Below are 6196 nucleotides of genomic sequence, written 5' to 3'. Positions count from 1 at the left end.
AGAGCTTTGAAAAATGCCCTCTTTCTGTCATTCCCGCGAAAGCGGGAATCTATAACTAATTGAGAATACTGGATTCCCGTTTTCACGGGAATGACAATTTAGGCTATTTCCGGCAAAATTCAAAGGTCTCCATTTATCTATCTTTTTTACTCCGAAATGTCTATGATTTTATGCGTTTCTTAACATATTGACAATTCATAAGATTGCCGCGGCTGTTCCCTCACATCGTTCGGGACGCCTCGCAATGACGAAGAACGCAAGTATGCAAAGCTTTAATATTGATGGTTTCGTAAAAAGTCTTTTTGTGTCACTCAAAATCATGTCCTGAACTTGTTTCAGGATCATTCAGGGTCTCTAACTCATTGAAATGATGAGATGCTGAAACAAGTGAGATCCTGAAACAAGTTCAGGATGACAAAGAGCACCGTTTATGACTTTTCACGAGTCCATCAATATTGAATGATTGCCGCCTTCACGCAGGAGATAGAATCCGTTTTTCTCGAGGTATTTGATGAGATCAGACCGCTTGACTGACATTGCCTACCTCTACAGGAACTTGTTCGATTAAACTATCGCCCAATGGTATTTCCTTTTTTTGTTGTTGGTAAGCAATAACCATTTCATTTAATGCATCTCTTAACATCATTCGACATTCTTCTATGTCTTTACCTTCTGTAACTACTTCCGGCCACTCTATCAGTTGCCCCATATAGCCAGAAGCAATTTTTGTGTACTTCGCTGTATAATTTCGCAACATATATCATTACCTCACTTTCTGGTTCATTTGGGGTGTTTAGCTGCCAACACTGTTTGTCTAACAATGTCCTTATGTTAAAGGAAGATCGCAAAGGTTCGTTTTATTGCCTCTATATCAGCCAGGTAATTTTGTAAAATGTCGTGCACGATTTTACGATCTATTTCCAGATAGTCATGAATCAGGATATTGCGAAAACCAATCATCCTGATCCACTTGTTCTTTAAATCATCATCGATATGGTTGGTTTCTGCCAATATGGCGGGAACATCACCGTAGGAATTGACCGGGAGCGCACCCCGCAAGCCCCGCCTTGTAGGCGGGGTCAAGGGGCGCAATATAATTAAATTATTCCTTACCGGGAAGCCCCGCCCTGTGGGCGGGGAGCTTCACTATTCCGAGTTCGAGCTCTGCGATTACATGATTGCCCATATCGATCAGTGCTTCGATAGACAGGTGAAGGAAGCGCTCGGCACTTCCGTAATGCTCGGCATTTCGAATGAAATCTTCATAGCTATACTTTTGCAGTCCTCTCAAAATCTGCAGGTACTCATCCAGCTTATTAAGCCGTTTTCGAATGACCTCAGGCCTTACCATTTAAAATTCTCCTTTTTTGAGCACGGCGCTGCACTTTTAAGTATGGTTCAAAATCCAGATATTGCCTCACCGTTTTTGAATACATTGTTCCTCGATCAAAGTCTTCAGTAAGGTAGATGATCCTGTTTTGACGAACCGCTTCGTATTTCGTAACGATATCATCGGTATCGAGGAAGACGATATCCACATTATCCAGGTCGCTCCGAGCTAAGTCGCTGAGAATGGATAATTTTTTATCACGCACTTTCTCACTTCGAGGGACTATTGCCAAATCTATGTCGCTTTCGTTATGTTCTTTCCCGGATGCAGATGAGCCGAACATATACACAGCCTGAATATCAGGATAATTTTTGAAGATATCTGCAAATTTATTTTTCTGATTCATTTGGTCTGTGTCTGGTGTATTTGAGAGCTTTGCATAATGCCAATATTGTCATTGCGAGCGACACGCGGCGCAAGCGCCTGCGCTGCGCGAGCGAAGCAATCTCGCAACATATTGATAATTCGAGAGCTTTGAAAAATGCCCTCTTTCTGTCATTCCCGCGAAAGCGGGAATCTATAACTAATTGAGAATACTGGATTCCCGTTTTCACGGGAATGACAATTTAAGCTATTTCCGGCAAAATTCAAAGGTCTTAATTCATAAGATTGCCGCGTCGCTAAAGCTCCTCGCAATGACCAGAATTGCAGTTTTGCAAAGCTCTCAAGTCATTGATAACAAAAAAGAGATTGCTTCGTCACTTCGTTCCTGGCAATGACCTGGATGTCGATTATGCAAAGTTCTCTTTCTGTAAAACAAATGTGGCTCCCTGAAAACGAAACTGGGGTTGTGACAAAGTCAAGCCATTTATGTGCGATAGCTGTATTATAGTCAAGGTTAAATACAGGCTGAAGGCTGAAGGGTTTTAGGATTCCGGCTTCCTACTGTCCCCCTATTTTATGTCCAATTTTCACATTTGAGGTTTGGAATTCTCGAAAATTCTTTGATGTTGTTTGAAATAATCGTTAACTTCAGATCCAAAGCATGGGCAGCGATTAGCGTATCAAGCGGGCCAATTGTTTTACCTTTGGATTCCAGCAATGCCCTTATTTCCCCATAGCATGTAACCAATCTTTTGCCATGAAAAGGAAGAATCGTTAGCGGCAGCAGGAACTCATCAAGGGCATCTTGATTTATATTTTTATTTTTACTTTTCTCAACTCCATATTGCAACTCTGCGTGTGTTATTGAAGAAATCCCAAATTCAGAAACGGGATATTGTTCAAATTTTCTCAATACCTTTTCTGGCTTTTCATTTATGATGTATATGCAAATATTTGTGTCCAGGAGGTATTTCATTTGAACATTGGCTCTCGTTTTTGATTTTCTGCGGGTTGATTTCGCTCGATTTTAAAATCTTTTGCGAAATGTTTCAGACTGTCAAAAAGAGTATCCCATGACTTTTCTTTAGGTAATAAGATAATCGCATCGCCTTGTTTTTTGATATACACTTCGTCACCTGTCATTCTGAATTCCTTTGGCAATCTGACGGCCTGGCTTTGCCCGTTCTTAAACAATTTTGCTGTTTTCATTGTTACCCTCCACCATTAATATATATTTTCAGTATATATTAATGGGTTTGTTTGTCAAGTGTCAATTTCAGGAAAGAAGGTCACATCTTAATTATTAAATATTCGCGCCCCGATCCTGGCTGCCTTTACCTCTTCTGGGCGCGTCAGTGAAACCCGCCTTTCGAAACGCTTTAATATTTTCAATTGCTTCTTCCATGGTTTTCCCTTGAGAATGGCAACCGGGAATAGCCGGACAATGCGCTATATAACCAAAATCTTCACCTTTTTCGATGATTACTCTGTAAATCACTTTCACACCTCGAGAGCTTTGCAAAACTGCAATTCTGGTCATTGCGAGGAGCTTTAGCGACGTGGCAATCTTATGAATTATCAATATGTTATGAGATTGCTTCGCTCGCGCAGCGCAGGCGCTTGCGCCGCGTGTCGCTCGCAATGACAATATTGGTATTATGCAAAGCTCACACCTCCTTTATTTGGTGTGTTTGGTCTGTTTGGTGTCAAGCCATTGAATCGAATATTTGACGCCGAGCTTCTTAAATTCAGGGTCACCGGTAACTATTACTGCATTTAGTCTATGTGAAAGGGCCGCAGCAAAACAGTCGGCATAAGCTATCTTGTATCTACCTTTCAAATTGGCTGCTTCGTAAGTCAACTTTTGGTCAGCATCTACTAATTCAATAGGATATTGTTTGAGTTGTCCAATCACCTTCTCTGCAGTTTCAACTCCTTGCTCTCTCATGGTATTGTAGTAAATCTCACCCCAGTTGATCACTGACATGTATGCCTTAGCCCTTCGATCCATTAGTGACTTCAAAATCAACGCTACCCTGTCAGCCCCGGGTTCATCTTCGAAAAAGGCGATCATCGCAAAACTGTCCATTACATATTTCTTCACAGTTCCGCTTCTTTCTTCCTGTCCTCTACGAGGGCTCTCAAAATCTTTCCTCTTGTCTTCAGCATACCCCGCCCTTCTTCGATCGGGTCGTCTGCGATGGGCTCCACGATGATTCTATTTCCATCGTCATAGACGTTGACTTGCGTGCCCTTCTTGATCTTAAACTTTGCCCGAATCTCTGCGGGAATAACAATCTGGCCCTTTATTGTCGATGTTACTATAGGCATGTCAATTCTCCAGTATTACGAATTTGTCTATTTTTGTAATACATCTGCCCCCAACTGTCAAGGTTTAACCTTGGCTCACGCAAAGGCGCTACTGGAAATGCGGGGGTAAGGGATATGGGTTTGATTTTTGTGGGGTTTGTTTGGGTCATGTCCCCGAAGTAGCTTAGGCCAATTCCTGATTAAGCTTCTTGAGTATTGCTTCGATTTCCTTCTTAGAAATATCCCGCTTATCCCCCTTAAAATATCTGCCAACATATAAACAGTGATTTCTCCTGATTTCCAGAGGTAAATTGATCGAAAGCCACCGCGAGTTCCCTTCTTAACATCGGAACTCGCAGTTCTTGCTTTCCAAATCTCTTCGTTCCAGCCAGGGATCGGGTCCCCGATGGTTGGATCTTCTTCTATCGCCTGGATGGTACCTGCAATGTCATCCTTGACCCTACGATATTTCTTTTTCAGTATTTTCATGGACTTCTGGAAGGTTTCGGTCAAATAAACTTTATAATTCATCCCAAGCTTCCTTCCATGGTTTGATTCTATCTAACTTGATGTCCTCTAGTCCCTTTTTGGCCAATTTTTTAAATTCAACTGACTGAGAAAGAATTTTCGTTTCCTTACGGCCTTCAACTTCTTGAAGAATGGCAAGGATCTTCTTATAGCTTTCTATGGGAAGAATAACAGCAGTGGCATTACCTTTTTCATTGATCACATATTGTTCACCTTTCGATGTATTCATTAGATCATCCTCCTTTTATGTCAAGCCGGCGTCGAGCTACGCCCAGTAGTTTACCGGGGAATAGGGGTAGAGTATACTAATTTCTGCGGAAAAGAACTGTCCGGAGCACAAGATAAAAAAGAATTTAGTATACTGCCCCCCTATTCCCTATAGATAAAGTAGTTGCCATTCCTTCTTTCTTCATAATGATATGTCTGCTTTTTGCTCTTCTTTTTACTTCCCAGCCGTCTTTCTCAAAAGCTTTTACAGCGTCCTTGCCGGAGATTACAGGCAATTTTGCCATTACACCGCTACCTCAGTGGAAGCCAGTTCCTTTTTCTCAGAAATCAAATCCTTATCTAAAACTGAAAGACAACCCCTTATGGCATCTTTAATGTTTTCAATTGCTTCTTCCATGATTTTCCCTTGAGAATGGCAACCGGGAATAGCTGGACAATGCGCTATATAACCAAAATCTTCACCTTTTTCGATGATTACTCTGTAAATCACTTTCACACCTCCTTTATTTGGTGTGTTTGGTTTGTCTGGTGGATTTGGGTGTTTTATGGATCATGAAATATCTAAGCTTAATTTCATGGCGCGATTGACTTCTTCCATCTTTTTTGCGCTGATCCGGCCAAGTCTTTTTTCCAGCCTCTCTTTGGATACGGTAAGTATCTGGCCTGTTTTTACGATGGAGGGACGCTCTAATCCTCCTTCCGGAGGATCAATTTTGACGTTCATAGGATAGATTTTAACGGAAACTGAAATAGCTGCCGCGATAGTGGTGGAAGCTTTTTCATTGCCAATGTCGTTCTGGATAACAAGCGCGGGTCTTTTGCCTGCCTGTTCGCTTCCCCTGGCAGGATTCCAGTTCACAAGCCACACCTCGCCGCGCGCAGGAAAACCCTTCACTATAAAATCTCCCTTTGGGCATCAAGGGCTGTATCAGCAAATTCCCTGTCTTCCCTGGCCATTTCAACATATCCTGCGGCCATCGATTCTTCGGTCTTTTTTTTGAACCATAGCCTGAAGGCTTCCTGGGCTAACTGGCTCTTCGCCATGTTGCAGGTTTCCGCGGCCTTCTCAATGGCCTCAAATATCTCCGCATCTATGGTTACACTCATCTTTTTCTTGGTTCTCATACGAGCACCCCTTATGTCTTACTTTTAATAAGACAATACATCGCCTAAATGGTCGCGTCAAGTAAAGAATTTGATCTGTTTCTCTTCTATTAGCCATTCAATGTAATCATATATCTTCCCGGCGAGGGAATAGGGGAGGTTCAGGAGCGTATGAGAGCTTTGCAAAACTGTAATTCTGGTCATTGCGAGGAGCTTTAGCGACGCGGCAATCTTATGAATTGTCAATATGTTGCGAGATTGCTTCGCTCGCGCAGCGCAGGCGCTTGCGCCGCGTGTCGCTCGCAATGACAA

Annotated in this window: 16 protein-coding genes; all 16 read right to left on the bottom strand. The window is 42.3% G+C overall.

The annotated features are described in order from the left end of the window. Nucleotides 1-517: 517 nt before the first annotated feature. Complete coding sequence (locus tag Q7J27_15170; GenBank protein ID MDO9530480.1) at nt 518-757, bottom strand: type II toxin-antitoxin system HicB family antitoxin; 240 nt, start codon at nt 755-757, stop codon at nt 518-520. 74 nt (nt 758-831) lie between these two features. After that, nucleotides 832-1083: a DUF86 domain-containing protein gene (locus tag Q7J27_15165; protein MDO9530479.1), complete on the bottom strand. Its 252-nt coding sequence runs from the start codon at nt 1081-1083 to the stop codon at nt 832-834. Nucleotides 1084-1102: 19 nt separating this feature from the next. After that, a complete protein-coding gene (locus Q7J27_15160; GenBank protein ID MDO9530478.1) occupies nt 1103-1351 on the bottom strand; it encodes a DUF86 domain-containing protein in 249 nt (82 codons plus the stop codon). Continuing rightward, nucleotides 1338-1736, bottom strand: coding sequence for a nucleotidyltransferase domain-containing protein (locus Q7J27_15155; GenBank protein MDO9530477.1), 399 nt, complete (start codon nt 1734-1736; stop codon nt 1338-1340). Before Q7J27_15155 ends, Q7J27_15160 begins: the two co-directional genes overlap by 14 nt. A 552-nt stretch (nt 1737-2288) precedes the next feature. Beyond that, on the bottom strand, nt 2289-2690 hold the full coding sequence (locus tag Q7J27_15150; GenBank protein MDO9530476.1) for a type II toxin-antitoxin system VapC family toxin: 402 nt from the start codon (nt 2688-2690) through the stop codon (nt 2289-2291). Beyond that, complete coding sequence (gene vapB / locus Q7J27_15145) at nt 2687-2923, bottom strand: type II toxin-antitoxin system VapB family antitoxin (protein ID MDO9530475.1); 237 nt, start codon at nt 2921-2923, stop codon at nt 2687-2689. Before vapB ends, Q7J27_15150 begins: the two co-directional genes overlap by 4 nt. Nucleotides 2924-3017: 94 nt before the next feature. Then, on the bottom strand, nt 3018-3212 hold the full coding sequence (locus Q7J27_15140; protein MDO9530474.1) for a type II toxin-antitoxin system HicB family antitoxin: 195 nt from the start codon (nt 3210-3212) through the stop codon (nt 3018-3020). A gap of 180 nt (nt 3213-3392) precedes the next feature. Further along, complete coding sequence (locus Q7J27_15135) at nt 3393-3818, bottom strand: type II toxin-antitoxin system VapC family toxin (GenBank protein ID MDO9530473.1); 426 nt, start codon at nt 3816-3818, stop codon at nt 3393-3395. Continuing rightward, a complete protein-coding gene (locus Q7J27_15130; protein ID MDO9530472.1) occupies nt 3815-4045 on the bottom strand; it encodes an AbrB/MazE/SpoVT family DNA-binding domain-containing protein in 231 nt (76 codons plus the stop codon). The genes Q7J27_15135 and Q7J27_15130 overlap by 4 nt, the downstream gene beginning before the upstream one ends. A 75-nt stretch (nt 4046-4120) precedes the next feature. Further along, nucleotides 4121-4555, bottom strand: coding sequence for a hypothetical protein (locus tag Q7J27_15125; GenBank protein ID MDO9530471.1), 435 nt, complete (start codon nt 4553-4555; stop codon nt 4121-4123). Further along, entirely contained in the window at nt 4545-4781 is a 237-nt protein-coding gene (locus Q7J27_15120; GenBank protein ID MDO9530470.1) for a hypothetical protein, read from the bottom strand. Before Q7J27_15120 ends, Q7J27_15125 begins: the two co-directional genes overlap by 11 nt. Before the next feature lie 124 nt (nt 4782-4905). Next, on the bottom strand, nt 4906-5064 hold the full coding sequence (locus Q7J27_15115) for a type II toxin-antitoxin system HicA family toxin (protein ID MDO9530469.1): 159 nt from the start codon (nt 5062-5064) through the stop codon (nt 4906-4908). Continuing rightward, nucleotides 5064-5270, bottom strand: a complete 207-nt coding sequence (locus Q7J27_15110) for a type II toxin-antitoxin system HicB family antitoxin (protein MDO9530468.1) — start codon at nt 5268-5270, stop codon at nt 5064-5066. Before Q7J27_15110 ends, Q7J27_15115 begins: the two co-directional genes overlap by 1 nt. Nucleotides 5271-5330: 60 nt before the next feature. Next, on the bottom strand, nt 5331-5675 hold the full coding sequence (locus tag Q7J27_15105) for a type II toxin-antitoxin system PemK/MazF family toxin (protein MDO9530467.1): 345 nt from the start codon (nt 5673-5675) through the stop codon (nt 5331-5333). Continuing rightward, nucleotides 5675-5905 (bottom strand): hypothetical protein, encoded by a 231-nt coding sequence (locus tag Q7J27_15100; GenBank protein ID MDO9530466.1) that lies wholly within the window; start codon nt 5903-5905, stop codon nt 5675-5677. Before Q7J27_15100 ends, Q7J27_15105 begins: the two co-directional genes overlap by 1 nt. A 57-nt stretch (nt 5906-5962) precedes the next feature. Then, nucleotides 5963-6196, bottom strand: a 234-nt coding sequence (locus Q7J27_15095) for a hypothetical protein (protein ID MDO9530465.1), incomplete at its 5' end; no start/stop codon positions are given.

It is taken from the genome of Syntrophales bacterium (genome assembly GCA_030655775.1).
Lineage (GTDB): Bacteria > Desulfobacterota > Syntrophia > Syntrophales > JADFWA01 > JAUSPI01.
This window is presented reverse-complemented; position numbering and strand designations above follow the sequence as displayed.

Coding starts and splice junctions, on each gene's coding strand:
- Q7J27_15125 (MDO9530471.1), bottom strand. CDS start 4,555: ATGAATTATAAAGTTTATTTGACCGAAACCTTCCAGAAGTCCATGAAA.
- Q7J27_15160 (MDO9530478.1), bottom strand. CDS start 1,351: ATGGTAAGGCCTGAGGTCATTCGAAAACGGCTTAATAAGCTGGATGAG.
- Q7J27_15115 (MDO9530469.1), bottom strand. CDS start 5,064: ATGGCAAAATTGCCTGTAATCTCCGGCAAGGACGCTGTAAAAGCTTTT.
- Q7J27_15170 (MDO9530480.1), bottom strand. CDS start 757: ATGTTGCGAAATTATACAGCGAAGTACACAAAAATTGCTTCTGGCTAT.
- Q7J27_15120 (MDO9530470.1), bottom strand. CDS start 4,781: ATGAATACATCGAAAGGTGAACAATATGTGATCAATGAAAAAGGTAAT.
- Q7J27_15100 (MDO9530466.1), bottom strand. CDS start 5,905: ATGAGAACCAAGAAAAAGATGAGTGTAACCATAGATGCGGAGATATTT.
- Q7J27_15130 (MDO9530472.1), bottom strand. CDS start 4,045: ATGCCTATAGTAACATCGACAATAAAGGGCCAGATTGTTATTCCCGCA.
- Q7J27_15150 (MDO9530476.1), bottom strand. CDS start 2,690: ATGAAATACCTCCTGGACACAAATATTTGCATATACATCATAAATGAA.
- Q7J27_15155 (MDO9530477.1), bottom strand. CDS start 1,736: ATGAATCAGAAAAATAAATTTGCAGATATCTTCAAAAATTATCCTGAT.
- vapB (MDO9530475.1), bottom strand. CDS start 2,923: ATGAAAACAGCAAAATTGTTTAAGAACGGGCAAAGCCAGGCCGTCAGA.